Raw genomic sequence first — 25942 nt, 5'->3', positions numbered from 1 at the left:
GCGGAGGGCCCACCGGGTCAGTGCCTCCTGTGACCGGCCGGTCCCGCCCCTGGCGGTGCCGCGCAAAACGGAGGCCAGCGCCAGGGGCACGATTGCGCCCGCGAGGTCACCTAAGCGGGCGATGCTGGAAGGAAACCGTGTGAGCCGGATTTCGGTCCGGGGGTTCGCCGTGGCATCCGCCACCGCGGTCACCACCGTTGGCGCCGTCGTAGGTGTCGCGTCGGGCAGCGACCATGGCACGACCGGTCAGGTCGAGGCCACCGCCGCGGACACGACCCTCCTCGCGGACATCCCCGCCGGACAGAACGTCCAGCAGCAGGCGTCCTTCCTGACGCAGCAGGCGGACACCCAGTCCGACGCCGCCGACACGGTCGCGAAGAAGGACGCCGAGGAGACCGCGCGCAAGCAGGCCGCCGACGACGCCACCGCCAAGAAGGAGGCCGCGGACGCCGCGGCCAAGAAGGAAGCGGAGGAGAAGGCGGCCAAGGACGCCAAGGAGCGCGAGGACAAGGACGCGGTCAGCAGCCGCTCCGCCTCCCGCGACGCCTCGTCCTTCGCGGTCAAGGGGTCCTACTCCACCGCCGAGGTCCAGGCGATGGCCCGGCAGATGATCCCCGGCGACCAGTTCCAGTGCTTCAGCAACATCGTGAACAACGAGAGCGGCTGGGACTACACCGCCACCAACGCCTCCTCCGGCGCCTACGGCCTGGTGCAGTCGCTGCCCGGCTCCAAGATGGCGTCCGCCGGTGCCGACTGGCAGACCAACCCGGCCACCCAGATCAAGTGGGGCCTCGGCTACATGAACGAGCGCTACGGCAGCCCCTGCGGCGCCTGGTCGTTCTGGCAGGCCAACCAGTGGTACTAGGCTCCGGCCCACCGGCCCGCCGGTGACTTCCACGTCTCACTCAGCCCCCGACCTCAACCGGTCGGGGGCTTTGTGTGTCTTCCCCGACGACGGCTGGCGGTCGCGCTGACAGTGGGCACGGGTAACGTCGTCGTGATGGCCGCGGGGGAGTGGGGGTAGAGGAAGAGAAATGTCGAGATTGCCGAAAATGATCGGCGGCATGGGGACGGGCCTGACCCGGCTCGCCGAGTTGCTCGAACGCCGGAGGGCCCAGGCGCAGCTGGCGGACGCGCCGGACGCCGCGCCCTCCGCCGCCGGGCACCCGCCGGCCCCCGCGCCCGCCGTCGCACCCGAACCCGCTCCGGAGTCCGCGCGGACCGGGGCCCCCGAGTCGGCACGGGCCACCGCGTCCGTCCGAGCCGGGGCCCCCGAGTCCGCGGACGCGGAGGCGGGCGGGGCCGAGCCCGCGCCCGACCACGTCCCGGCACCGCCCGGTTACGCCCCGGCCGTCGCGCCGCGCCCCGACCCCGTCGCCGCCGTGCCCTGGGGGGTGCGGGTCGCCGCCGAGGCTGCCTGGCGGCTGCTCATCCTCGCCGGCACGCTGTGGGTGCTGATGCGGGTGATCAGCTCCGTGCAGCTGGTGGTGCTCGCCTTCACCGCCGCCCTGCTGATCACGGCGCTGCTCCAGCCCACGGTCGCCTGGCTCAAGCGGCACGGCGTGCCCCGGGGCCTGGCCACGGCCATGACCTTCATCGCCGGCTTCGTGATCATGGGCCTGGTCGGCTGGTTCGTGGTCTGGCAGGTCACGGAGAACATCGACGACCTGTCCAAGCAGGTGCAGCAGGGCATCAAGGACTTCAAGCACTGGCTGCTCAACAGTCCCTTCCACGTCACCGAGGACCAGATCAACAGCATCGCCGACAACCTCAGTCAGGCGATCGGCAGCAACACCAAGGACATCACCACCGCCGGCATAGAGGGCGTGCAGGTGATCATCGAGGTGCTGACCGGCATCCTGCTGGCGATGTTCAGCACGCTCTTCCTGCTCTACGACGGTCCCAAGATCTGGCAGTGGCTGCTCAAGCTGTTCCCGGCGGCGGCGCGCGAGGGGGTGGCGGGCGCCGGTCCGCGCGCGTGGGCGACGCTGACCGCCTATGTGCGCGGCACGGTGATAGTGGCCCTGATCGACGCGATCTTCATCGGTGTGGGGCTGTTCTTCCTCGACGTCCCGCTGGCCGTCCCGCTGGCCGTCTTCATCTTCCTCTTCGCCTTCATCCCGCTCGTCGGCGCCGTGGTCTCCGGGGCGCTCGCGGTGATCGTGGCCCTGGTGACGCGGGACGTCTTCACGGCGACGATGGTGCTGGTGGTGGTGCTCTCGGTGCAGCAGATCGAGGGCCATGTCCTCCAGCCCTTCATCCTCGGCCGCGCCGTGCGGGTCCATCCGCTCGCGGTCGTGCTCTCCGTGGCCGCGGGCTCGCTGATAGCCGGCATCGGCGGCGCGGTGGTCGCGGTGCCGCTGGCCGCCGTCACCAATACGGTGGTGGGCTATCTCCGGGCGCACGCCAAGGAGAACGCGGTCCGCTCCGCGATGGCGTCCGCCGGGCCGGAGCACGCGCCCGCCCCGGATCCGGTCAGCCGTAGCTGAGGATGACGAAGAGGGGCCCCACCGGGCGAATGCCTGGTGGGGCCCCTCTTCGTGATGCGGTGCGGCGGGCCGGTTACTCGGCCAGCACCGCTTCGGAGTCGAGCGTCGCGCCGACCGCCTGGAGAACGGCGGCGATCTTGAACGCCTCCTGGATCGTCTCGCGGTCCACGCCGGCCTTGCGGAGCACCTGCTCGTGCGAGTCGAGGCACATGCCGCAGCCGTTGATCGCGGAGACGGCCAGCGACCACAGCTCGAAGTCGACCTTCTCCACGCCCGGGTTGCCGATGACGTTCATCCGCAGGCCCGCGCGCAGGTTGCCGTACTCCGGGTCCGACAGCAGATGCCGGGTGCGGTAGTAGACGTTGTTCATCGCCATGACGGCCGCGGCCGACTTGGCCGCGCCGTACGCCTCGGCGGAGAGGTTGGCCTTGGCCTCCGGCTCCAGTTCCCGCAGCACGATCGGCGAGCGGCTCGCGATCGCGCAGGCGAGGACGGTGCCCCACAGCTGCTGCTGCGGGAGCGGGGAGTTGCCGATGACCGAGCCGAGGTTCAGCTTCAGGTCCTTGGCGAAGTCCGGTATCCGGGACTTCAGCTCGTCGAGGGCCATGTCAGGTCACTCGCCCGCGAGCAGCGCGACCGGGTCGAGGGTCGTCTCGCCCTTGTTCCAGTTGCACGGGCACAGCTCGTCGGTCTGCAGCGCGTCGAGGACCCGCAGGACCTCCTTGGGGTTACGGCCGACGGAACCGGCGGTCACCATGGTGAACTGGATCTCGTTGTTCGGGTCCACGATGAAGACGGCGCGCTGGGCGTAGCCGTCCTCGCCCTCGACGCCACAGGCCTGCATGAGCTCGTGCTTGGCGTCGGCCAGCATCGGGAAGGGCAGGTCACGCAGGTCGGCGTGGTCCTTGCGCCAGGCGTGGTGGACGAACTCGGAGTCGCCGGAGACGCCGAGGATCTGGGCGTCACGGTCGGCGAACTCGTCGTTCAGCTTGCCGAACGCGGCGATCTCGGTCGGGCAGACGAAGGTGAAGTCCTTCGGCCAGAAGAAGACGACGCGCCACTTGCCCTCGTAGGACTTGTTGTCGATCTGGGCGAAGGCCTTGTCCGCGTCGAGGTCCACACAGGCGGTCAGGTCGTACTGGGGGAACTGGTCACCGACAGTGAGCACGCGCTCTCCTTGCATCGAGGAAGACCATGGCGGAGCTTCCTGCGGGGTTGGACTCAGGCCACCCTGCCACAGGAGGCATTGATAACGGAAATAGCTAGACTGAGTGAAGTTGATCGGAGGTGGTTATCAGTCATGTCGTCCATAAGCCCGGAAGCGGAACCCGCCGGCAGCCCCGCGGAACCCCAGCGGACCGGTGCCGGGAAGGTCACACCGGCCCGGCCCCGCCAGCCCAGCCTCGCCCAGCTCCGCGCCTTCGTCGCGGTCGCCGAGCACCTGCACTTCCGCGACGCGGCGACCGCCATCGGCATGAGCCAGCCCGCGCTCTCCGGTGCCGTCTCGGCCCTGGAGGAGGTCCTCGACGTGCAGCTCCTCGAGCGTACGACGAGGAAGGTGCTGCTCAGTCCGGCGGGGGAGCGGCTGGCCGTGCGCGCCCGCGCCGTCCTCGACGCCGTCGGCGCGCTCCTGGAGGAGGCCGACGCCGCCCGCGCGCCCTTCACCGGAGTGCTCCGTCTCGGGGTGATCCCCACGGTGGCGCCGTATCTCCTGCCGACCGTGCTCCGGCTGGTCCACGACCGCTATCCGGACCTCGATCTCCAGGTGCACGAGGAGCAGACCTCCTCGCTGCTGGACGGGCTGTCCCAGGGGCGGCTGGACCTGCTGCTGCTCGCCGTCCCGCTCGGCGCGCCCGGGGTCGTCGAGCTGCCGCTCTTCGACGAGGACTTCGTCCTGGTCACTCCGAGCGACCACTGGCTGGCCGGGCGCGGGGACATCCCGCGGGCCGCGCTGCGCGAACTCGATCTCCTGCTGCTCGACGAGGGCCACTGCCTGCGCGACCAGGCGCTCGACATCTGCCGCGAGGCGGGGCGCACGGTGGGGATGCCCGTCACCACCAGCGCCGCCGGGCTGTCCACGCTGGTCCAGCTCGTCGGCGGCGGCCTGGGCGTCACGCTGCTGCCGCGTACGGCGCTGCGGGTGGAGACCGGGCGCAACGACCAGCTCGCCACGGGGTACTTCGCGGAGCCGGCGCCCTCGCGCAAGGTGGCACTCGCGATGCGGGCGGGGGCGGCGCGGCAGGGCGAGTTCGAGCAGTTCGCCGAGGCGCTGCGGGACGCGCTCGCCGCCCTGCCCGTCCGGATCGCCCGGGACTGAGCGGAGCCGGCCGTGCCGGAGCGCATCCGGCACGGCCCGTCCCGTGGCTATTCCGTGCGCAAGCCGTCCGGGCGCATCATGCGCCACAGCGGTGGCAGGCTCACGAGGGTCACCAGGAGGATGACCGCCGTGCCCGCGCCGACCAGCGGGAGGAAGGACAGCCAGTCCTTCACCCGGCGGTCGATCAGTCTGAGCATCGTCCAGCCGAGCCCGAGGCCGCCCGCGACCGCCAGGGTCATGCCGAGTACGACCGGGACGGCGGTCTGCCAGAGCACCGACCAGCCGATCGTGGAGCGCCGGGTGCCCAGCGCCACCAGGGCGGACAACAGGCGGCTGCGCTCGCGGAGTTGCTCCAGGGTGGTGACGAGCATGCTGCCGCCGATGAGGAACAGCGTGAGGGTGCCGCCGACCAGCAGCCCCCGCTGGATCGCGGCGTAGTGGTCGTCCTTGACCACGCCGCCCATCCGCCACACGCGCACCGCCGGGTCGATGCCCGCCGCGGTGTTGCGTACCCGCTCGACGGCGTCCAGGTCGCCCTGACGGAACTTCACCGACGCCACCGTCCTGCCCTCCGGCATGGCGTGGACGTCGATCGCCGAGGGCGTGGCCAGCACGCCGTACTCCTGCTCACCGGCCGGGTCCGGCCGGGTCGCCACCACGCGTGCCGTGGCGGGCACGGTCCACCGGTAGTCCTTCGCGGAGTCGCCCGAGGAGTCCCACCGCGTCATCTTCAGCGGGGTGCCGGGCGGGAAGTTCCGCGCCGTGGCGACGTCGCCGTCCGGCTCCTGGGCGACGAAGACGTCCCCGTCCGCGCAGGAGTCCAGCCGCGCCAGCTCGCGCAGCGTGGCGCAGTCGGCGACCCGGACGGTCGTGACCCCGCCGGGCGCGTCCGCGTAGCTCTCGACCGTGGCGACCGCCCCGACGACGCCCTCGGTCGCCCGCAGCCGCTCCTGCCAGCCGCGCACCTCCGCGGCCGTGCCCGTGCGGTACATGGCCTGCATCCGCGAATGCGTCGCCGGGACCTCGTCGGGCTTGTCGACGTAGTCGTTCTGCATCCCGGCGAAGAGCATCTGCACCGCGATCGCACCCGCCACGGCGACGATGATGCCGCTGACCGCGCGGGCCGCCGAGCCACCGCTCGACTGGAGCCGCCGGACGGCCAGTTGCCAGGGCAGCGGACCGCCGCGCAGCCGGGCCACGCACGCCTCGACCAGCCAGGGCAGCAGCGCGGTCACACCGACCAGCACCAGGACGGCGCCCACCGCGACCCGCACCGTCGGGACCGTGTCGCCGTAGCCGTAGACCGAGACGCTGCCGGAGAGCGGGATCAGCAGGGCCGCTCCCGCGGCCGGTATCAGCAGCCGCCACCACAGCCTGCGGCGCCGGGGGACGGCGTTCCGTACGATGCCCAGCGGCTCGATGGCGACGCCGCGCAGCGCGAGCAGGGTGACGACGACCGCCGCGGCGGGCACGGCGACGGCGACGAGCGCCGCCAGGGCGGGGGTGGGGGTCAGGTCGGCGGGGAAGACGCTGGTGTCCTGGACCGTGACCCCGGAGGCGAACCGCCGGGCGAAGAGGAACAGCCCCGTGCCGACGGCCAGTCCGAACAGCGCGGCACACAGCGCCTCGCCGGCCGCGATCCGCCGTACGGCCTTGATGTCCGCGCCCACCAGCCGCAGCGCCGCCAGCCTGCGGTCGCGGTGGTCGCCGCCGAAGCGCACGGCGGTGGCGATGAAGACGGCCACCGGCATCAGCAGCACGACGCACACCATGACGACCAGGACGAGGAGCGCCGGGCTCAGCGGGCGGTCCGTCCCGTCGGAGCCGTAGCGGTCGATGCGCAGGACGCGTTCGCCCTGGCCGAAGCGCACGGCGGGATCGTCCGCGCTGATGCGGTCGCTGCCGATGTAATAGAAGAGCTCACTGGGGCCGACGAGTCCGGCGTCGCCGATGGTGCCCACCGTGCGGTAGTGGAACCGCTCGCGCAGCAGCTTCCCCTTGTCGGACTTCAGCAGCTTGTCGAGCGCGGGGGAGACCACCATCTCGCCCGCGCCAGGTATCCGCTCCACGCCGGGCGGGGCGGGCGCCTTCGGGCCCTCGGCCCGCAGCAGCGCGCCGTTGACGGGCTTGTCGCGGTAGTCGGTGTCGACCGACTGATAGAGGAGGGTGTCGGCGCGCGGCCCGTCGGCCGTCGAGGAGGTGACATCGCGCGCTGCCTGACGCTCGTCACGCTGGGACAGCATCTCCGGCACGGCCGCCGCGATCAGCAGTAGCACCACGCCGATGCCGACGCCCGCCGCCGTGAGCCCGGTGCGCAGCCAGCCCTCGCGGCCGCCGGTCAGCGCGAAGCGGGCGCCGGTGGCCAGGTCGCGGGCCCAGGCGGTGAGTCCGGTGGGGCCGGTGGGCATGTCGGCGGGGCCGTGCCCGGGGCGATGGCGCTCCGTCATGAGACACCCGCCATGTCGCGCGCGACGCCGTCCCGCACGATGACCTCGCGGTCGGAGTACGCGGCGACGCGTGCCTCGTGCGTGACCAGGACGACCGCGGCCCGGGTCTCCCGCGCGGCCTCCGTCAGCAGTCGCATCACGCGCTCGCCGTTGAGGGAGTCGAGGGCGCCGGTCGGCTCGTCGGCGAAGATCACACGCGGCCTGGTGACCAGCGAGCGGGCGACGGCGACGCGCTGGCCCTGGCCGCCGGAGACCTCACCGGGCCGCTTGCCGCGCACCCCGGTGACCTCCAGCCGCTCCAGCCACTCCAGGGCGGTGGCCTCGGCCTCCTTGCGCTTCATGCCGCTGAGCCGCAGCGGCAGGGCGACGTTCTCGACGCAGGTCAGCTCGGGCACCAGCCGGCCGAACTGGAAGACGAAGCCGAACTCGCCGCGGCGCAGCGCGCTGCGCTCGGTGTCCGACAGCTTCGACAGCTCGCGCGCGCCGTAGCGGACGGTGCCGGCGTCGGGCTGGACGATGCCCGCGAGGCAGTGCAGCAGCGTCGACTTGCCCGAGCCCGAGGGTCCCATCACGGCGACGACCTCGCCGGGGTGGATGGAGAAGTCGGCCCCGGCGAGCGCGGGTGTGGGCCCGTACGCCTTGTGCAGTCCGGTGGCGGCGAGCAGGGAACCCGAGGGGGTCACGCGCCCACCGCCTTGGCGAGCTGGTCGAGCCGGGCAGCGGTGATTTCCAGCCACCGCAGATCGGCCTCCAGGTGGAAGAGCGCGTGGTCGCAGATGAGCTGGTCGGCGAGGTCGCCCGCACTCTTGCGCCGGGTGAGCTCGCGCATCAGCCGCAGGTGCTCCGCGCGCTGGGCGTCCAGCAGGCCGTCCGCGTCGCGTCCGGTCAGCAGCGCGACGACCACCTTGGTGTAGAGCGTCGACTGGAGATACGGCTCGGGCTTCTCGGGCTGGACGAGCCACTGCTCGACGTCCGTGACCCCGGCGTCCGTGATGGCGTACCGCTTACGGTCCGGGCCTCCGCCCTGCTCGATGCCGTCCACTTCGACGAGCCCGTTCTTCAGCAGCCGCGACATGGTCGAGTAGACCTGGCCGTAGTGGAGCGGGCGGTCGTGTCCGAAGCGTTCGTCGAAGGCGCGCTTGAGGTCGTAGCCGTGGCTGGGGCCGGCTTCTAGGAGGGCGAGCAGGGTGTGTCCGATTGACATGGTGGGACTCTACACGGGGTGTATACGTGGTGTGTATAGATGGCTGGTTTTGTTTCCCCGCCCCGCCCAGCCCCGCCCCTTCCCGAACTGGGGCTGCGCCCCAGACCCCCAGCTGCGGGTCCGTTGCCTCCCCCAGCTACCTCCCCCGGACTCCGTCCGGGGGTGCCCCCAGAGGTGCCCCCAGCGGCGGGAGCGCCCTGCGGGCGCGTCCTCAAACGCCGGACGGGCTGATATTCAGCCCGTTGGGGGCACCTCCCAGCGGTAGCTGGGGGAGTTTGAGGACAGCGCGCGAAGCGTGCTTCGGGGGTCTGGGGGCTTGCCCCCAGTTTCGGGAAGGGGCGGGGCTGGGGAGAGAAAAACGCCGCCCGCAGGGCGTCAAGCCGGGTCGGAAGGGCCCGCGTCCTTCGGAGGCCGCCCCCGCCGAGGGATCGCCCCCGCCCCCCGCGGGAGGCGCCCCGCCTCGGCCAGCGCCTTGCGCAGCAGGAACTCGATTTGGGCGTTCGCGCTGCGCAGCTCCTCCCCCGCCCAGCGCGTCAGAGCGTCGTGCACGAGCGGGTCGAGCCGCAGCAGCACCTGCTTGCGCTGCCGCGGCCCCCGCTGCTCCTCCGGCGGGTGGTCCTCCGTCACTGGTAGAGGGTGCCCGTGTTCAGGACGGGCTGTGCGGCGCGGTCACCGCACAGCACCACCATCAGATTGCTCACCATGGCCGCTTTCCGCTCCTCGTCCAGCTCCACGAAGCCCTGCTCGCTGATCCGCGACAGCGCCTCCTCGACCATGCCGACCGCGCCTTCCACGATCAGCTTCCGGGCGGCCACGACCGCCCCCGCCTGCTGCCGCTGGAGCATGGCAGAGGCGATCTCCGGCGCGTACGCGAGGTGGGTGAAGCGCGACTCGATGATCTGCACGCCGGCCGCCTCGACGCGCGCGTGCAGCTCGACGGCGAGCTTCTCGGTGATCTCCTCGGCGTTGCCGCGCAGCGACAGCGCGTCGTCGTCGTGCGCGTCATAGGGGTACTCGATGGCGATGTGCCGGACGGCCGCCTCGGTCTGCGTGGCGACGAACTCCTGGAAGTCCTCCACCTCGAACATCGCCTGGGCGGTGTCCTCGACCCGCCACACCACGACGGCGGCCAGCTCGATGGGGTTGCCGTAGGCGTCGTTGACCTTCATGACGGCGGTCTCGTGGTTGCGCACCCGGGTGGAGACCACGTCGCGGCTGGTGAAGGGGTTGACCCAGCGCAGGCCCTCGGTGCGGATCGTGCCGCGGTAGCGGCCGAAGAGCTGGACGACGCGCGCCTGGCCCGGCGCCACGGTGTTGAGCCCGCTCATGGCCGTGATCGCGCCGATGCCGACGAGGATGCCCACGACGACGAGCGCGGCGCACAGCGCGCCCTTGCCGTCGTTGCCGAGGAAGACGGCCAGGGCGATGAGTCCGGCCGCTATGAGCAGGCCGACGAGCCCCAGCAGCAGTGCCACTCCGCCGCCGATGTCGCGGGCCGGGAACTCCCGCACCCGCGCTGCCGGCATGACCTGCGGCTCTGTCGGAGGCGTGTTCTCCGTGGTGGTGATCGCTGTGTCCGGCATGGAGGTTCCCCGTTTCCTCGGCGGCGCGCGGTGGTCCGCCGCACGCCGTTGGGTGTCTAGCAAAGTGTTAGCACATTATCGCCCTGTACGGTTTCCCGCGCTGCTCCGTACCCGGTTCCCGCCACCCGGGGTGCTGTATGTCACGTGCCGCAAAGCCTTGATCGATGGGCGTTTGGTGACAGTTGCGGTGTTAGCTTCGTGAGCTGGGTTGGGGGCGGACAGAGTGGAGCTACGGGAGAGATGGGCCGAGCGGAAGCGCGACGGGCGCAGAAGAGCACCCGCACAGCAAAGGGCAAGAAACCCAAGAAGTCCGGCATACGCCGCTTCTTCACATGGAAGATGCTGCTCGCCTACTTCGTGGCCGTCATAGCCCTCGGCGCCGGCGCCTTCGCGGCGCTCTACATGTACGTCGACGTGCCCACCGGCAAGCTGGAGACCCGGCTGCAGAGCAACGTCTACAAGCTCGACAACGGCACGGTGCTGGCCCGCACGGGCCAGGTCAACCGTGAGGAAGTCACGCTCGACAAGGTGCCCGACAGCGTCAAGAACGCCGTTGTCGCCGCCGAGAACAAGAACTTCTGGAACGACTCCGGCGTCGACCTCAAGGGCACCGCGCGCGGCATCTTCAACACGGTCATGGGCCGTGGCAAGCAGGGTGGTTCGACCATCACCCAGCAGTACGTGAAGAACTCCTACCTGAGCCAGGAGCAGACCGTCACCCGCAAGGTGAAGGAGCTCATCATCACGCTCAAGGTGGACCAGAAGGTCGACAAGAAGGAAATCCTCGCCGGGTACCTGAACACCAGCTACTTCGGCCGCAACGCCTACGGCATCCAGGCCGCGTCCCGCGCGTACTTCAACAAGGACGTCGGGAAGATCACCACCGAGGAGGGCGCCTACCTCGCCGCCCTGCTCCAGGCGCCGAGCCAGTACGACTGGACGGCGGCCACCGACGCGGGCAAGCGCAACGCCCTGGCGCGCTGGAACTACGTCCTCGACAAGGAGGTCGAGCAGAAGTGGCTCGACCCCGCGAAGCGCAAGGACATGAAGTTCGAGGAGCCGCGGCAGCCCACGCCCCCGAAGGGGCTGAACGGGCAGAACGGCTATCTGGTCGAGGCGGCCAAGAAGGAGATCGAGCAGGCCTTCCGCAAGAGCGGACGCGGTGAGAGCGCGCTCGCGGCCGGCGGCTGGACGATCACCCTCAGCATCGACCCCAAGCGCCAGAAGGCCCTGGAGCAGGCGGTCAAGGACAAGGTGACCTCCAAGCTCGACCCGCAGGCCCGCAAGGTCGACGCGTACGCCCAGGTGGGCGCCGTGTCGGTGGACCGCAAGACCGGCAAGGTCGTGGCCCTCTACGGCGGCCAGGACTTCGCCAAGCACCAGATCAGCAACGCCACCCGCGAGGACTACCAGCCGGCCTCCACCTTCAAGCCGGTGGTCTTCGCCTCCGCGCTGGACAACAAGTCCAAGACGCAGGACGGCCAGCCGATCACGGCGAGCACGATCTACGACGGCACCAGCGAGCGCCCCGTCAAGAACAGTGACACGCCGTTCGCGCCGCCGAACGAGGACCACGTGAGCTACGGACCGGTGACGGTCCAGGAGTCGATGAACAAGTCCATCAACTCCGCGTTCGCGCAGATGGCCGTCGACGTCGGCCTCGACAAGGTCAAGAAGACCGCCGTCAGCCTGGGCATGAACGGCGAGGCCGACTTCCCGGAGAAGCCCGCCATGTCGCTCGGCTCCATGAGCGCGAGCCCGCTGCACATGGCCGGCGTCTACGCCACGTTCGCCAACCACGGCAAGCAGACCACCCCGAGCATCGTCGCCTCCCTGACCCACAACGGCGAGAAGGTCGCCCTGCCGGACGCGGTCGGCCCGCAGATCCTCGACCGGGTCAACGCCGACGACGTCACCCAGGTCCTCAAGGGCGTGGTCAACGACGGTACGGCCAGTGTCGTGCAGAGCTCGCAGTACGCGGTGGCGGGCAAGACCGGCACCTCCGACGACAACAAGTCGGCCTGGTTCTCCGGCTACACCCCGGACCTCATCACCTCGGTCGGCATGTTCGGCGAGGGCCCCGGCGGCAAGCAGGTCCCGCTGACCGGCACCGGCGGTGTCGACGGCGGCCGTGTCAACGGTGGTGGCTACCCGGCCGAGATCTGGGCCGCGTACACCGGGCAGGTCGCCGACGGTGACACCGAGTTCGACCTGAAGACGGACGAGGCCGGCGCGATACCCCCGCCGCCCGCCCCGACCGCCTCCACGAAGCCCTCGGCGCCGCCGTCCAGCAAGCCGTCCTCGACCCCGTCGAGCACGCCGTCCGCGCCGCCGTCGCCGAGCGCCTCGCGGAACACGCCGTCGCACGGCCCCACCACGCCGCCGACCAAGCAGCCGCCGACGCCGCCGACGAAGCAGCCGCCGACACCGCCCACCCCGCCCGTCACGGGCGGCGACGGCGGAGACCCGCCGCTGAACAACCGCGACTGACCCAGGCGACGCCCCTCCGGCCGCCGCCCCGCCTCGGCGGGGCGGCGGCCGGAGGCGTTGTACGGGCCCGTCAGCCGCCGTCGACCGCGGTGGCGATCCGGTCGCCGATCTTCTTGTCGATGTTGCGCCAGTACTGGAAGGCACGTTCCTGCACGGGCCTGCTCACGCCCTGCTTGAGGTGGCCGGAGACGTTGGAGACCAGACGGTCGCGCGCGGCGTCGTCGAGGACGTGGCGGACCATCGTCCCCGGCTGGCCCCAGTCGTCGTCCTCGCGGTGCAGCTTGTACGCCTCGCGCACCATCTCGCCCGCGGCCGCCCAGCCCGCGATCTCACCGAAGCGGCCGGTGTCCGCGGCCGGGCCGCCGTAGGAATTCGGCGCGTACGGCCGGGCCACATTCGCCGGCACGTAACGCATCGGCCCGTCCTTCGCATAGGAATTCACCGCCGAGCGCGCCCTGTTGGGCGGCAGCTGCGCATAGTTCGGGCCGATGCGGTAGCGGTGGGTGTCCGGATACGAGAACAGCCGGCCCAGCAGCATCTTGTCCGGCGACGGGCCGATGCCCGGCACCAGATTGGACGGCTCGAAAGCCGCCTGCTCGATGTGGACGAAGAAGTCCTCGGGATTCTCGTTGAGCGTCATCCGGCCGACCTCGATCAGCGGATAGTCGCCGTGCGGCCACACCTTGGTGAGGTCGAAGGGATTGAAGCGGTAGTCCGCGGCGTCCTCGAAGGGCATCACCTGGACGTACACGGTCCACGACGGGGCATTGCCGGACTCGATCGCCTCGTACAGATCCCGGCGGTGCTTGTCCGCGTCGGAACCCGCCAGCTGGTCCGCCTCCTCCTGGGTGAGGAATTCGATGCCCTGGTCGGTCTTGACGTGGTACTTCACCCAGAACTTCTCGCCACCGCCGTTCACCCACATATAGGTGTGCGAGCTGTAGCCGTTCATGTGACGCCACGTCTTGGGCACACCGCGGTCGCCCATCAGCCAGGTGACCATGTGCGCGGACTCCGGGGACAGCGTCCAGAAGTCCCACTGCATGTCGTTGTTCCGCAGGCCGGTCCTCGGGTGGCGCTTCTGGCTGCGGATGAAGTCCTGGAACTTCTGCGGGTCACGGACGAAGAAGACCGGGGTGTTGTTGCCCACCATGTCGTAGTTGCCGTGCTCGGTGTAGAACTTCAGGGCGAAACCCCGCGGGTCGCGCCAGGTGTCCGGGCTGCCCTGCTCGCCCGCGACGGTCGAGAAGCGGGCGAGCATCTCGCACCGCTTGCCGGGCTGGAAGAGATCCGCCTTGGTGAACTGGCTGACGTCATTGGTGACTTCGAAGAAGCCGTAGGCGCCGCCGCCCTTGGCGTGGACCACGCGCTCCGGGACCCGTTCGCGGTTGAACTGGGCCATCTTCTCGATCAGATAGTGGTCCTGGAGCAGGATGGGGCCGGTATCGCCGATGGTGAGCGAATGCTCGTCGCTCTCCACGGGAATGCCGGCGTTGTTCGTGGTGTAGGGAACCTGCTGCGCCGAGTCGGTCATGGGACGCCTCCCGGAACGGGGATTGGGAGAGGGCGCGTCCGTGCCGCCCTCCACCCGAGCCAGTGAACTCCGCCGACAGCGCGTCGGCAACAGGAGCCTGGACACTGTCCAGATTTTCACGTCGCACGGGTGGACGAACCGCCTCCGCGAGGCCCGGCCGGCACCGGCGGCCTCAGCGGGCGTGCGCCGGCAGCGCCATCTCGAACCACACCACCTTCCCCGTGCTGAGCCGGGTGGCGCCCCACCGCCTGGCCAGCCGGTTCACCAGATACAGACCCCGGCCGCCCTCGTCCGACGGCCGCGCCTGCCGCAGCCGCGGCAGCTGCGGCACATCGTCGCCGACCTCGCAGCGCAGCACGTCCGTCCGGAGCAACCGCAGCGATATGGGCCGTTCGGCGTACCGCACGGCATTGGTGATCACCTCGCTGACCAGCAGCTCCACCGAGTCGCTGAGCTCGTCCAGGCCCCACCGGGCCAGCGCGCGGCGGGCCAGCCTGCGGGCCTGGCGGGCCGTCTGCGGGCGCGGGTCGAGGAACCAGTACGCCACGTCGCTCGGCGCGATCCCCTCGAAGCGGGCGGCGAGCAGGGCGATGTCGTCGTCCCGGTCGCCGGGCCCCAGCATGCCCAGCACCTCGTCGCAGAGCGGCTCCAGCGGAGGCGGGTTCGGGCCCGTGAGCCGGGCCGTCTCGATCAGCCGCTCCCGCAGCTGCTCTATGCCCGTCCACACGTCCCTTATCCGGGACTCCACCAGCCCGTCGGTGTACAGCAGCAGCGTCGCCCCGGCCGGCGCGTCCAGCTCCACCGCCTCGAAGTCGACCCCGCCCACGCCGATCGGCGCGCCCGGCGGCACCCGCAGCACCTCCGCCCGCCCGCCGCGGTGCAGCATGATCGGCGGCGGGTGCCCGGCGTTGGCGATGACGATGCGGTGCGCGACCGGGTCGTAGACCGCGTACAGGCAGGTGGCCATGCGGTCCGAACCGAGCCGCTGCGCCTGCTCGTCCAGGTGGTGCAGCACCTCGGCCGGAGGCAGGTCCAGGCCCGCCAGGGTCTGCGCGGTGGTGCGCAGCTGGCCCATGATCGCGGCGGAGGTCATCGAGTGGCCCATGACGTCACCGACGACCAGCGCCACCCGGTTGCCCGGCAGCGGGATCGCGTCGTACCAGTCACCGCCCACCCGGGCCGTCTCCGCCGCCGGGAGGTAGCGGCTGGCGAGCCGCACGCCCGTGGGCTGCGGCAGGGAGTCCGGGAGCATCGTGCGCTGGAGCTCGTCCGCGATGTACACCTCGCGGCCGTAGAGCACGGCCTTGTCCACGCCCAGGGCGGTGTGGGTGGCGAGCTGCGCCGCCACCAGCAGGTCGTCGCCCTCGAAGGCGGGCCGGTCCGCGCGGCGGATGAACACCGCCGCGCCGATCACCCGCCGCCGGCCCCGCAGCGGCGCGAGGATCGTCCGCTGCCGGTCCGGCACGGCGCGGTCCTCGCCCAGCAGCTCCGGGAGCGCCGCCCGCGCGGCGGAGGAGTCGCCGTAGACGGGCCGCACCCCTCGCAGCACCTCCGCGAGCGGCCCTCCTATGCGCACCTCGCAGCGCTCCGCCGCGACCGCAGCGAGATCGGTCGCGGGGTCGGCGCGCTCCGCCGGAGCCTCGGGCCCCGCGGCCTCGCCCAGGCCCCGTACGTGCTCGGGCAGCTGGTCGGTGCGGCGCAGCCGCAGGACGACGGGGCCCACCGGCCGCTCGTCGCCCACCGGCAGCGGGTCGCGCAGATAGACGAGGATCGCGTCGGCGAAGGTCGGCACGGTGGCCCGGCACAGGCCCAGCACGATCTCGTCCAGGTCGATGCCGCGCGCGATCCGCCGCGTCGCGGCGCCCACGAACCGCAGCCGCTCCCCGCCGGTGGACCCGGCGGAGGGCATGCCGGCCCCCGCGCCGACGGGGGGCTCCGGGGTCCCGGGGCGGCCCGCGGCGGGCTCGGGCCGGGTGCCGGCGGCCGGTTCGGCGTGCTCCCCGGCCCGGCCGGAGCCTTCGCGGGAGGCGGCCTCGCGGCCTCCTTCGCCGGGTCCGGCGGAGGAGTGGGCCGGCTCGCCCGATTCCGGACGGCCGCGGTCGCGCGGACCGTCCGAGCGGCCGTCCGGCTGGCGGGGCAGGCGGGCGGCGGCCGCGGCGGCCTCGGAGCCGAGCGCGGCCGTGCCCGTCGCGGGGGCGGCCGTCTGCTGGACGGCGGCCTGCCGCGTCGGCGCGGTCCGCTGTCTTCCGTGGGAGTTGGGATGCTCCGTCACGCGTGGGGTTCCATCCGTCGGGGCCGTACGCCCGGGTCGTTCAGGGGGCGCACCGTGGGTCAGGCGCGTCGCAGATTGAAGAAGAGCTGGATCTCTGGTGGCACGTCCGTACTCGCCGGGGCGTACGCCAGCGTGCTTTCCCCGGCGACCTCGAAGCCCGCCTCGCACACGACCTGGCGCAATTCGTCCCGCAGGTATCCGGATACCCGGATCGTGTTCCCCAGGAACGGAATCGCGAAGTCGTCCACGTCGGCCTCGACCATCGACAGGGCCAGTAGTCCCTGGGGTCTCAGCAGTCCGCGCACCATCCGCAGGGCGTGCGGGATCTCCGCGCGCGGCAGCATCAGCAGCGAGAAGAACGCGGCGACCCCGTCGAACTCCCCCAGCCGACCGTCCCGCAGCTCGGCCAGGTCCACCCGGAGGAACTCGGCCCCGGGGACGTTGGCGCGGGCCAGGTCCAGCATGCCGGGGGAGAGGTCGACGCCGACCACCCGGTGGCCGGCCTCCGTGAGCTGCCGGGCCGTCGGCAGGCCCGTACCGCAGCCCAGGTCCAGGATCCGGGAGCCGGGCGGCAGCGTCTTCGCCAGCCAGGCCCCGGCCGCGAGCTGGCCCTCCTTGTGCGGGAAGGCGTCGTCGTAGCGGTCGCCTATCGCGTCGAACGCCTCGGCCTGCCCACTGCGGTCCAGCCCTAAGCGGGCGTAGCCGTCGTAGTCCCGCCCCTCGTCACCGCTCACGGCTCCGCCCTCCTGTGACCGTCTTGTTGTGAACATGCGTCACATGCCGTGCTCTGTTCGTGCCGTGCTGCTGTGCAGTATCGCGGAGGCCGATCCTACGGTTGTCCGTCGGGGGCCCGCCAAGCGCTTCCCGAGGTTACGCCCGGATCCCGGCCGGGGAGCGGTCCCAGTCGGCGGGCAGCGCCGGCACGCTCCAGGCCGGGTCGGGCCGCCAGTCCTCCCAGCCCCCGGCGAACGGCGCGCCCCAGGACTCGATGACCGCGACCGCCGACCGCCCGGCCTCCCGCACCCGCTCCGCCTGCCGGGCGGACATCAGGCCCGCGCGCTGCGCCTGGCCGAACTCGTCCTCGTCCTTCCACTCCCAACTGCGGTCCGGATAGACGGCGATGTCCAGGAAGTGGTCCTCGGAGTCGACGCCACCCGCCCAGCGGGCGAGCGGCTCCTCGAGGTTCACGTACCAGTTCTTGAACCCCCAGTCACGGTCCCAGAACAGCCAGACCGACCAGGGGTCGCCGGGGCGGGCGAGCTTGAGCACGCCGGTGCCGAACCAGCGGGAGACGACGGTGGTACGCGGCTTGGTGTAGCGGGTGGCCAGCGGCTCCTCGTGGATGGACGTGCCGTCCGCGAGCCGCGGCTTGACGCAGTCGGTGCCCGGCGCCATCCACACCGCGAGAAGCTCGTCGGTGTCCTGCACCACGGTGACGGGACGGCAGATGTGGACGCGATCGGTGCCGTTGCCCCGATAGCGCCAGAGGATGTGGTCCCCCGGCGCCCAGGGGGCGGTGCCTGCTGTCGTGTCCACGGTGTCCGCTGTCATGCGCAGATCCTAGGCGGGGTGACGGCGGGTGCGCCGTGATGTGCGCCGCAATAGGTACGGTCCAAGAGGTGGGGGTTGACACGGTGTCCGCCCCGCCTCCCGGGGCTACGGCCGCGTCATCCGGAGCACGTCCAGTGCCTCGTCCAGCTGCTCGCGGGTCAGCAACCCCCGCTCGACGTAACCCGATTCGAGCACCACGTCCCGGATCGTCTTCCGCTCGGCGAGGGACTTCTTCGCGACCTTGGCCGCCTCCTCGTAGCCGATGTAGCGGTTCAGCGGGGTGACGACGGACGGCGAGGACTCCGCGTACTCTCGTGCCCGCTCCGCGTTCGCGGTGATGCCGTCGACCGTGCGGTCGGCCAGCAGCCGGGAGGCGTTCGCGAGCAGGCGCACGGACTCCAGCAGGTTCTTCGCCATGACCGGGAGCATCACATTGAGCTCGAAGTTCCCGGCCGCGCCCGCCGTGGCCACGGTCGCGTCGTTGCCGGTGACCTGCGCGGCGACCATCAGGACCGCCTCGGGGATCACCGGGTTGACCTTCCCCGGCATGATCGACGAGCCCGGCTGGAGGTCGGGGACGTTGATCTCGGAGAGGCCGGTGCGCGGGCCGGAGGCCATCCAGCGCAGGTCGTTGCAGATCTTGGTGAGGCCGACCGCGATCGTGCGCAGCTGGCCGCTGGTCTCCACCAGGCCGTCCCGCGCGCCCTGCGCCTCGAAGTGGTCGCGGGCCTCGGTCAGCGGCAGCCCGGTCGTGCGGGCGACCTCGGCGATGACGGCGCCGGAGAAGCCCGCCGGGGTGTTGATGCCGGTGCCCACGGCCGTGCCGCCGAGGGGGAGTTCGGCCAGGCGCGGCAGGGAGGCGCGCAGCCGCTCGGCGCCGTAGCGCACCTGCGCCGCGTAGCCGCCGAACTCCTGGCCGAGGGTGACGGGCGTGGCGTCCATCAGGTGCGTGCGCCCCGACTTCACGACGTCCGCGAACTCGGCGGCCTTGCGCTCCAGCGCCGCCGCGAGGTGCTCCAGCGCGGGGATCAGGTCGCCCGTGACGGCGGCGGTGGCCGCGATGTGGATGCTGGAGGGGAAGACGTCGTTGGAGCTCTGCGAGGCGTTGACGTGGTCGTTGGGGTGCACGTCCCGGCCGAGGCGCTCGGTGGCGAGGGTGGCGATGACCTCGTTGGCGTTCATGTTGGACGACGTGCCCGAGCCGGTCTGGAAGACGTCGATCGGGAAGTGGTCGTCCCAGCGCCCCCGCGCCACCTCCTCCGCGGCCTCGGCGACGGCCTCCGCGATGTCCTTGTCGATCACGCCGAGCTCGGCGTTGACCTTGGCCGCGGCGGCCTTGATCCGGCCCAGCGCCTCGATGTGCGCCCGCTCCAGGCGCTGCCCGCTGACGGGGAAGTTCTCCACCGCCCGCTGGGTCTGCGCGCGCCACTTCGCGTGGGCCGGGACCCGTACCTCCCCCATGGAGTCGTGCTCGGTCCGGTACTGCTCACTGTCGGTCATCGTCACTTACCTCCTGTACAGCACAGCGTTTGTCCGGTCCGGCCTGTTCCCAAGAGGCACTCCCAGCTAGTAAATACCGCGGGTAACAACTGAAATCGGGGAGGCTTCATGACACGCAGACCCACCCTGCGCTGTGCCCTCGCCGCCGTCGCCGCGTTCGCCGCGGCGCTCGGCGGGACGGCCATCACCACAAGCGCGGCCCAGGCCGCCACCCGCACGGCCGCCTCCACCCCCCTGGCACCGGAACTGGAGAAGATCCGCGCCGCCGAGGCCACCAAGCTCTACGGCGACGCCGCCGAGCGCCCGCTCGCCGACCGCAAGACCTCGCTGGTCTCGCTCGGCGACAGCGAGATATCCGGCGAGGGCGTGGGGAACTACGAACCGGGCACCAACGGGCCCACCAACTGGTGCCACCGCTCGCCCGACTCGGCCATCCACCGCACCACTATCCCCGCCGACGTGACCTACAACGTGGCCTGCTCCGGCGCCTCCACCGTCAACATCCGCATCGGCGGCAGCAAGCAGTACGCGGACGAACTGGTGCAGAGCGACGCCCTCGCGATCAAGGCCCGCAACACGCACGTCAAGCTGGTCCTGCTGGTCGCGGGCGCCAACGACGACCTCCAGTTCGGCCCCGTGATGACCGACTGCGTCGAGCGCTACGTACTCCTCCAGGGCACCTGCGAGCCGAAGTACGCGCCGGGCTGGCAGGCCCGCGTCGACGGCCTCGTGCCCAAGGTCGAGCAGACCGTACGCGACCTGCGCACCGTCATGAGCGGCGCGGGCTACGCCGCCGGTGACTACAAGCTCGTCGTCATGGGCTACCCCAGCCCCATCGGCCCCGACTTCGAGGACAACCCGGACTACCCCGGCAAGATCCCGGGCGGCTGCGTCGGCTACACCTCCGACGCGGCGTGGGGCCGCAACACCGCAGTGCCCGCCTTCGCGCGCGGCATGCGGACGGTGGCCCGCGACACCGGCGCGCTCTTCCTCGACAACTCGCGCCTCTTCCACGGCCATGAGGTGTGCTCGGACAACACGTGGGCGCGCGGTCTCTACATCGACGTGGCCAACCCCTTCCCGCCGAACGAGAACTCCGTGCGCCAGTCCTTCCACCCCAACTTCCGCGGCCACGGCGCCTTCGCGTCCTGCCTCGGCCAGCTCTACGCCTCCGGCTACCGCGAGGCGGGCTGCGCGGACCCGGCGAGCACGGGGTCGCCCGTGCTGTACGAGGGCGCGTGGGACGACGCGTACCGGCCACTGAAGAACGAGGCGACGGGCGCGTGCGTGGACGCGTACGGGGCGAGCAGCCGCAACGGCACGGAGGTCGGCGGCTGGGACTGCTCCGGCGCCCGCAACCAGGGCTGGTGGTACGACGCGCAGCGCCAGTCCCTGCACACCGAGCTCTCCCAGGACCGGTGCGTCGACGTGCCGTCCGGCTCCTACCGGGCCGGGATCGCGGTTTCCCTGTGGGACTGCCACGGTGGAACCAACCAGCGGTTCGTGCGCGACGGCTCGACGTTCCGGCCTGCGGCCGCGCCCGAACTGTGCCTGACGCTGACGACGGCGAAGGAGCCGGTGCGGTTGGCGCAGTGCGATGGGTCGGCGCGGCAGCGGTTCGCGTAGCCGGGGGGTTTTTTTTCCCCTACCCGCCCCTACCCGCCCCTTCCCGCTGCGTCCGATGTGCGGCTCCGCCGCGTGGGGGGGCGCGTGCCCCAGGCCCCCGGCTGCGGGCCAGTTGCCCGCCTGCGGCGGGGGGCGGCCTGCGGCCGCGTCCTCAAACGCCGGACGGGCTGGATATCCAGCCCGTCCGGCGTTTGAGGACAGCGCGCGAAGCGTGCTTCGGGGGTCTGGGGGCTTGCCCCCCACGCGGCGGAGCCGCACATCGGACGCAGCCGGGAAGGGGCGGGGTGGGGGAACAAGCCCGCCGCAGGCGCCAACCGACCCGCAGCCCCGCTACCCCTGCCGCACCGGAATGCTCGTGAACGTAGGAGCCGGCGACGGGTCGACGAAGAAGTCGTTGCCCTTGTCGTCCACGACGATGAACGCCGGGAAGTCCTCGACCTCGATCCGCCAGACCGCCTCCATGCCGAGCTCCTCGTACTCCAGGACCTCGACCTTCTTGATGCAGTCCTGCGCGAGCCGCGCCGCCGGACCGCCGATCGACCCGAGGTAGAAGCCCCCATGAGCCGCACACGCGTCGGTGACCTGCTTCGACCGGTTGCCCTTGGCGAGCATGATCTTGGAGCCGCCCGCCGCCTGGAACTGCTCGACGTACGCGTCCATCCGGCCGGCCGTCGTCGGGCCGAAGGAGCCGGACGCGTAGCCCTCGGGGGTCTTGGCGGGGCCCGCGTAGTAGACCGGGTGGTTCTTGAGGTACTCGGGCATCTCCTCGCCCGCGTCCAGCAGTTCCTTGATCTTCGCGTGGGCGATGTCGCGGGCGACGACGAGCGTGCCGGTCAGCGACAGCCGGGTCTTGACCGGGTGCTTGGACAGCTCGGCGAGGATCTCGTCCATCGGCCGGTCGAGGTCGACGGCGACCGCGTCGAGGTCGGGCCCGGCGCCCGCGGTCAGCTCCTCCTCGGTGGTGTCCGGCAGGAAGCGCGCCGGGTCGGTCTCCAGCTGCTCCAGGAAGACGCCCTCCGGCGTGATCTTCGCCAGGGCCTGGCGGTCGGCGGAGCAGGAGACGGCGATGGCGACCGGGCAGGACGCGCCGTGCCGCGGCAGCCGGACGACGCGCACGTCGTGGCAGAAGTACTTGCCGCCGAACTGGGCGCCGATGCCGATCTTCTGCGTCAGCTCGAAGACCTTCTCCTCCAGCTCCTTGTCACGGAAGCCGTGACCGAGCGGGGAGCCCTCCTCGGGCAGTTCGTCGAGGTAGTGCGCGGAGGCGTACTTCGCGGTCTTCAGGGCGTACTCCGCGCTCGTACCGCCGACGACGATCGCCAGGTGGTACGGCGGGCACGCGGCGGTGCCCAGGGAGCGGATCTTCTCCTCCAGGAACTTCATCATGGAGGACTCGTTGAGGACCGCCTTCGTCTCCTGGTAGAGGAAGGACTTGTTGGCCGAGCCGCCGCCCTTGGCCATGAAGAGGAACTTGTACGCGCCGCCGTCGGTCGCGTAGAGCTCGATCTGCGCGGGCAGGTTGGAGCCGGTGTTCTTCTCGTCCCACATGGTCAGCGGGGCCATCTGGGAGTAGCGCAGGTTGAGCTCGGTGTAGGCGTCGTAGATGCCGTGCGAGAGCGCTTCCTCGTCGCCGCCCTGGGTGAGGACGTTCTGGCCGCGCTTGCCCATGACGATCGCCGTGCCGGTGTCCTGGCACATCGGCAGCACGCCGGCCGCGGCGATGTTGGCGTTCTTCAGCAGGTCGAGCGCGACGAAGCGGTCGTTGGCCGACGCCTCGGGGTCGTCGAGGATGCGGCGCAGCTGCGCGAGGTGCGCGGGGCGCAGGTAGTGCGAGATGTCGTGCATGGCCTCGGCGGCCAGCTTCCGCAGGGCCTCCGGCTCGACCTTGAGGAACGTACGCCCGTCGGCCTCGAAGGTGCTCACGCCCTCGGAAGTCACCAGGCGGTACGGAGTGTTGTCCTCGCCCAAAGGCAGGAGATCCGTGTAGGCGAACTCTGGGCGGGTCGGGCGGGAAGTAGGGGACATTGCGGCCATTCCTCACTCGGCAGACATGCTGGCTACTGCGACAGCATCCACAAGCGTAGAACGCGGGGGCGGGGGAGCGGCTGTGAGGTAAGGCTCACCGGCGACCGCCCCTGTCGCGATCTATCGCGTTTCGCTACCCTGGCACGGTGGACGAGTCATCGCGCGAGAAGCGCCCCCCGGTGCAGCTGGAGAAGGCGGCCCCGGCCGAAACGGCGCTCCGCGCCTCCGACGCCGACCGGGACCGGACGGCCGACATCCTGCGCGAGGCGCTGGGCGAGGGCCGCATCACGGCGGAGGAGCACGCCGAGCGCGTCGGCGCGGTCTATCAGGCCCGCACCCTCGGCGAGCTGGAGCCGCTGACCCGCGACCTCCCCCTCGCCTCCCGGCCCGCGCCCGCCGCGGCCACGCGCCCGTACGACGCACCGGTGCGCCCCGGTGGTGCGGCCGCCGAGGCCGCCGAGAACCTCATCGCCGTCTTCGGCGGCGCCGCGCGCAACGGCCGCTGGCGCGTCCCCCGGCGGATCAACGCCTTCGCCCTGTTCGGCGGCGTGGAGATCGACCTGACGGAGGCCGTCTTCGAACAGCAGGAGATCGTCATCAACGCCACCGCGATCTTCGGCGGCGTCGAGATCAAGGTCCCGGAGAACATCACCCTGCGCTCCACCGGCACCGGCATCTTCGGCGGTTTCGAGGTCAAGTCCCGCGAGGCGCCGGACGAGAGCGCCCCGGTCGTGACGGTCATGGGCTTCGCCGTGTTCGGCGGGGTCGAGGCCAAGCCCAAGAAGGGCAAGCGGCTGCGGAACCTCCGGGCGGACGGCTGATCGCGGGTCAGTGCGTTCCGCTCATGGCAACGGTGTGAATAAGCACGCGCACAGCGGGTAAAGCTTGGTGCATCGTCTCTCGTACGGCTGCCGGTGCGAATGGCCGTGCGCAGTGGAGGCGGGCAAAGGTGACTCAATCGGCCAAGCTAAGCCGTCGTCAGGAGTAGACCGTGCTGCTACCGCATCAGCCCCTGCCTGAAGCCGCCGTACCGTCCCAGCGGGTGCCCGCTCGGGATCAGGCCGGCCCCTGGCATTCGGAGGCGGTGTGCCGCCGGGATGAAGCCGGGCTCTTCTTCGCACCATCCAAGGAACCGACCGCCGCGCGGCTCTCCCGGGAGGAGGCCGCCAAGCGCGTCTGCGCGCGCTGCCCGGTGATGGTCGAGTGCCGCGAGCACGCGCTGCTCCAACCGGAGCCCTATGGCGTGTGGGGCGGCCTGACCGCGGCGGAACGCCGCGTCGTCCTGGCCCGCCGCCGTCGCCGCGAGGCGGAACTCCAGCGCACGACACGGGTCGCCGCGGCGGGTTGACCACGGGGGCGGCCCCGGGTTCGGCTGCGGCCCGCCGTCGCCTGCGGCGGGCTTTGTTCCCCTACCCCGCCCCTTCCCGGCTGCGTCTGATGTGCGGCTCCGCCGCGTGGGGGGCTTCGCCCCCAGACCCCCGAAGCACGCTTCGCGCGCTGTCCTCAATCGCCGGACGGGCTGGATGGTGCTGACCGTCACCAGCACATTCAGCCCGTCCGGCGTTTGAGGACGCGGCCGCAGGCCGCCCCCGCCGCTGGGGGCACCCCCGGGCGGAGTCTGGGGGAGGTAGCTGGGGGAGGCAACGGACCCGCACCCAGAAACCCGGTAACCCGCCCGTCCGGCCTGAGGACTAGCTGGGGCGCTCGAAGTCCACCGTGCTGTACGCGCGCAGCTTCGACAGCCGGTGCGTGGAGTCGATCTGCCGGATCGTGCCCGACTTGGACCGCATCACCAGGGACTGCGTGGTCGCCGTCTCGGCGCGGTAGCGCACGCCGCGCAGCAGCTCGCCGTCCGTGATGCCGGTGGCGACGAAGAAAACGTTCTCGCCGCTGACCAGGTCGTCCGTGTGCAGGACCTTGCCGAGGTCGTGGCCCGCGGCCAGCGCGCGCTCGCGCTCCTCCTCGTCCTTGGGCCACAGCTTGGCCTGGATCGTGCCGCCGAGGCACTTGATGGCGCAGGCCGCGATGATGCCCTCGGGCGTACCGCCGATGCCGAGCAGCAGGTCCACGCCCGTGCCCTCGCGGACGGCCATGATGGCGCCGGCCACGTCGCCGTCGGAGATGAACTTGATGCGGGCGCCGGCCTCGCGGATCTCCTTGACGATGCCGTCGTGGCGGGGGCGGTCGAGGACGACGACGGTCACGTCCTCCGGCGACGAGTGCTTCGCCTTCGCAACGCGGCGGATGTTGACGCCCACCGGGGCGTCGATGTCGACGTAGTCGGCGGCGTCGGGGCCGGTGACCAGTTTGTCCATGTAGAAGACCGCGGACGGGTCGAACATCGAGCCACGGTCGGCCACGGCCATGACGGAGACCGCGTTGGCCATGCCCTTGGCCGTCAGCGTCGTGCCGTCCACCGGGTCCACGGCGACGTCGCACTCGGCGCCGGTCCCGTCGCCCACGCGCTCACCGTTGTAGAGCATGGGCGCGTTGTCCTTCTCGCCCTCGCCGATGACGACGACGCCGTTCATGGAGACGGTGCCGATGAGGGCGCGCATGGCCTTGACCGCGGCGCCGTCCGCGCCGTTCTTGTCGCCGCGCCCGACCCAGCGGCCCGACGCCATGGCGCCGGCCTCGGTGACCCGGACGAGCTCCAGGGCGAGGTTGCGGTCGGGGGCCTCGGGGCTGACTTCGAGCTGGGACGGCAGGTGATGATCGGTCATCGGAGCGCACCTTTCTGTACGGCGACGGCCGTGTGACCCCTCGTCCCCCGAAGGGGGCAGAGGGTGAGGGTGCTGATGACTTTATCTGTTTACTGCGAGAGTGAGCAGGCCACCCCACGCATGAGCGGCGTCAAGGTCACCCGGCGGCGGTCCGTGACGCGCCCGGCGGCCCCGGCGGGCC

The 25942-nt window shown here is 71.4% G+C and carries 21 protein-coding genes; 7 read left to right on the top strand and 14 right to left on the bottom strand.

What is annotated here, in order from left to right:
- Nucleotides 1-139 precede the first annotated feature (139 nt).
- The gene (locus ACFY1P_RS03175) at nt 140-865 is read left to right on the top strand and encodes a transglycosylase SLT domain-containing protein (RefSeq protein WP_361527477.1); all 726 of its coding nucleotides are present in this window, start codon (nt 140-142) and stop codon (nt 863-865) included.
- Nucleotides 866-1034: 169 nt separating this feature from the next.
- Nucleotides 1035-2489 (top strand): AI-2E family transporter, encoded by a 1455-nt coding sequence (locus tag ACFY1P_RS03170; protein WP_390749501.1) that lies wholly within the window; start codon nt 1035-1037, stop codon nt 2487-2489.
- Nucleotides 2490-2562: 73 nt separating this feature from the next.
- Here the strand turns inward: ACFY1P_RS03170 and ACFY1P_RS03165 are convergent, their stop codons facing one another.
- Together ACFY1P_RS03165 and ACFY1P_RS03160 are read right to left on the bottom strand one after the other, a co-directional pair.
- Nucleotides 2563-3096 (bottom strand): alkyl hydroperoxide reductase, encoded by a 534-nt coding sequence (locus tag ACFY1P_RS03165; RefSeq protein ID WP_361527481.1) that lies wholly within the window; start codon nt 3094-3096, stop codon nt 2563-2565.
- A gap of 6 nt (nt 3097-3102) precedes the next feature.
- Nucleotides 3103-3657, bottom strand: a complete 555-nt coding sequence (locus tag ACFY1P_RS03160; protein ID WP_116213654.1) for a peroxiredoxin — start codon at nt 3655-3657, stop codon at nt 3103-3105.
- A 132-nt stretch (nt 3658-3789) separates the two neighbouring features.
- On the opposite strand from ACFY1P_RS03160, the gene ACFY1P_RS03155 reads away from it, so the two are divergent.
- The gene (locus ACFY1P_RS03155; protein WP_361527483.1) at nt 3790-4806 is read left to right on the top strand and encodes a hydrogen peroxide-inducible genes activator; all 1017 of its coding nucleotides are present in this window, start codon (nt 3790-3792) and stop codon (nt 4804-4806) included.
- A gap of 47 nt (nt 4807-4853) precedes the next feature.
- Here the strand turns inward: ACFY1P_RS03155 and ACFY1P_RS03150 are convergent, their stop codons facing one another.
- From ACFY1P_RS03150 to ACFY1P_RS03130, 5 genes are all read right to left on the bottom strand, one after another.
- Nucleotides 4854-7253 (bottom strand): ABC transporter permease, encoded by a 2400-nt coding sequence (locus ACFY1P_RS03150; protein ID WP_390749500.1) that lies wholly within the window; start codon nt 7251-7253, stop codon nt 4854-4856.
- Nucleotides 7250-7936: an ABC transporter ATP-binding protein gene (locus ACFY1P_RS03145; protein ID WP_361527487.1), complete on the bottom strand. Its 687-nt coding sequence runs from the start codon at nt 7934-7936 to the stop codon at nt 7250-7252. Before ACFY1P_RS03145 ends, ACFY1P_RS03150 begins: the two co-directional genes overlap by 4 nt.
- Nucleotides 7933-8457: a PadR family transcriptional regulator gene (locus ACFY1P_RS03140; RefSeq protein ID WP_361527489.1), complete on the bottom strand. Its 525-nt coding sequence runs from the start codon at nt 8455-8457 to the stop codon at nt 7933-7935. The genes ACFY1P_RS03145 and ACFY1P_RS03140 overlap by 4 nt, the downstream gene beginning before the upstream one ends.
- A gap of 375 nt (nt 8458-8832) precedes the next feature.
- Nucleotides 8833-9084, bottom strand: coding sequence for a hypothetical protein (locus tag ACFY1P_RS03135; RefSeq protein WP_361527491.1), 252 nt, complete (start codon nt 9082-9084; stop codon nt 8833-8835).
- Nucleotides 9081-10040 (bottom strand): SPFH domain-containing protein, encoded by a 960-nt coding sequence (locus ACFY1P_RS03130; protein WP_390749499.1) that lies wholly within the window; start codon nt 10038-10040, stop codon nt 9081-9083. The genes ACFY1P_RS03135 and ACFY1P_RS03130 overlap by 4 nt, the downstream gene beginning before the upstream one ends.
- A 240-nt stretch (nt 10041-10280) precedes the next feature.
- Here ACFY1P_RS03130 and ACFY1P_RS03125 point away from each other — a divergent pair, with 240 nt between their 5' ends.
- The gene (locus ACFY1P_RS03125; RefSeq protein ID WP_390749498.1) at nt 10281-12530 is read left to right on the top strand and encodes a transglycosylase domain-containing protein; all 2250 of its coding nucleotides are present in this window, start codon (nt 10281-10283) and stop codon (nt 12528-12530) included.
- 70 nt (nt 12531-12600) lie between these two features.
- On the opposite strand, the gene ACFY1P_RS03120 is transcribed toward ACFY1P_RS03125, so the two are convergent.
- The 5 genes from ACFY1P_RS03120 to ACFY1P_RS03100 form a co-directional block, all read right to left on the bottom strand.
- Nucleotides 12601-14064 (bottom strand): catalase, encoded by a 1464-nt coding sequence (locus ACFY1P_RS03120; protein ID WP_390749497.1) that lies wholly within the window; start codon nt 14062-14064, stop codon nt 12601-12603.
- 172 nt (nt 14065-14236) lie between these two features.
- Nucleotides 14237-16336 carry a SpoIIE family protein phosphatase gene (locus ACFY1P_RS03115; protein WP_390749496.1) on the bottom strand — a complete coding sequence of 700 codons (2100 nt, stop codon included), beginning with the start codon at nt 16334-16336 and terminating at the stop codon, nt 14237-14239.
- A gap of 59 nt (nt 16337-16395) precedes the next feature.
- Nucleotides 16396-17106 (bottom strand): methyltransferase domain-containing protein, encoded by a 711-nt coding sequence (locus ACFY1P_RS03110; RefSeq protein WP_361534984.1) that lies wholly within the window; start codon nt 17104-17106, stop codon nt 16396-16398.
- A 100-nt stretch (nt 17107-17206) separates the two neighbouring features.
- Nucleotides 17207-17887, bottom strand: a complete 681-nt coding sequence (locus ACFY1P_RS03105; RefSeq protein ID WP_361534987.1) for a DUF402 domain-containing protein — start codon at nt 17885-17887, stop codon at nt 17207-17209.
- 105 nt (nt 17888-17992) lie between these two features.
- Nucleotides 17993-19387 (bottom strand): class II fumarate hydratase, encoded by a 1395-nt coding sequence (locus ACFY1P_RS03100; protein ID WP_361534990.1) that lies wholly within the window; start codon nt 19385-19387, stop codon nt 17993-17995.
- A 108-nt stretch (nt 19388-19495) separates the two neighbouring features.
- On the opposite strand from ACFY1P_RS03100, the gene ACFY1P_RS03095 reads away from it, so the two are divergent.
- Entirely contained in the window at nt 19496-21013 is a 1518-nt protein-coding gene (locus tag ACFY1P_RS03095; RefSeq protein ID WP_390749495.1) for a ricin-type beta-trefoil lectin domain protein, read from the top strand.
- Between the two features lie 330 nt (nt 21014-21343).
- Here ACFY1P_RS03095 and ACFY1P_RS03090 read toward each other — a convergent pair whose 3' ends face one another.
- Complete coding sequence (locus tag ACFY1P_RS03090) at nt 21344-23038, bottom strand: fumarate hydratase (protein WP_361535442.1); 1695 nt, start codon at nt 23036-23038, stop codon at nt 21344-21346.
- A gap of 146 nt (nt 23039-23184) precedes the next feature.
- Between ACFY1P_RS03090 and ACFY1P_RS03085 the strand changes: the two genes are divergently transcribed.
- On the top strand, nt 23185-23859 hold the full coding sequence (locus ACFY1P_RS03085; protein WP_390749494.1) for a DUF1707 domain-containing protein: 675 nt from the start codon (nt 23185-23187) through the stop codon (nt 23857-23859).
- Between the two features lie 170 nt (nt 23860-24029).
- Nucleotides 24030-24386 (top strand): WhiB family transcriptional regulator, encoded by a 357-nt coding sequence (locus tag ACFY1P_RS03080; protein ID WP_361535436.1) that lies wholly within the window; start codon nt 24030-24032, stop codon nt 24384-24386.
- Between the two features lie 343 nt (nt 24387-24729).
- On the opposite strand, the gene glpX is transcribed toward ACFY1P_RS03080, so the two are convergent.
- Entirely contained in the window at nt 24730-25761 is a 1032-nt protein-coding gene (gene glpX / locus ACFY1P_RS03075; protein ID WP_361528785.1) for a class II fructose-bisphosphatase, read from the bottom strand.
- Between the last annotated feature and the right edge of the window lie 181 nt (nt 25762-25942).

This window comes from Streptomyces sp. NPDC001407 (genome assembly GCF_042895325.1).
Classification (GTDB): domain Bacteria; phylum Actinomycetota; class Actinomycetes; order Streptomycetales; family Streptomycetaceae; genus Streptomyces.
This window is presented reverse-complemented; position numbering and strand designations above follow the sequence as displayed.